Source organism: Aeromonas sp. QDB68 (assembly GCF_027707405.1).
Lineage (GTDB): Bacteria > Pseudomonadota > Gammaproteobacteria > Enterobacterales > Aeromonadaceae > Aeromonas > Aeromonas caviae.
Map to the genome: position 1 here is coordinate 1 of NZ_JAPCIQ010000261.1, position 506 is coordinate 506.

1 protein-coding gene is annotated in these 506 nt (G+C 43.9%); it reads right to left on the reverse strand.

Translation table 11 applies throughout. The features are described 5' to 3' along the window. Nucleotides 1-71 precede the first annotated feature (71 nt). Nucleotides 72-428: a PAS domain-containing protein gene (locus PG892_RS22550; protein WP_250304617.1), complete on the reverse strand. Its 357-nt coding sequence runs from the start codon at nt 426-428 to the stop codon at nt 72-74. Nucleotides 429-506 lie beyond the last annotated feature (78 nt).

Below are 506 nucleotides of genomic sequence, written 5' to 3' on the forward strand. Positions count from 1 at the left end.
GAGGTCACATGGAAGATCAGATCCTGGAAAACGGGAATGGTTCCGTTCAGGGCGCTACTTGTGTATAAGAGTCAGGGCTTGGTCCTTACAGACTGGTATTCAACAATCGAACCATTCTTAGCTATTGGCGTTACATAAGCACTTACCCAATAGTGGTCGCCATTTTTACAGCGATTTTTTACTAGCCCCATCCATGAGCGGCCAGATTTTAATGTACTCCACATATGCTCAAATGCAGCAGGCGGCATATCTGGGTGTCTTACGATGTTGTGAGGCTGGCCTAATAGTTCTTCCTCAGTGAAACCACTGATTTTAATGAAGTCAGGATTAACGTACGTGATATGGCTTTGAGGGGAGGTAGTCGAAAGAATATTGGCATCTTTTGGGAGTTCTAAGTTTCGACCCGTCACTGGTAAATTCTGGCGCATAAGAACCTCAAGGGTTGGCTGTTTTATTTTATTGTTTTCGGCATTAAGCCCAATTTCTTGAGCGTTACGATAAAGCTA

What these genes read in the sequence shown, in the direction of transcription:
- PG892_RS22550 (WP_250304617.1), bottom strand. Translation starts at nt 428, where the DNA reads ATGCGCCAGAATTTACCAGTGACGGGTCGAAACTTAGAACTCCCAAAA.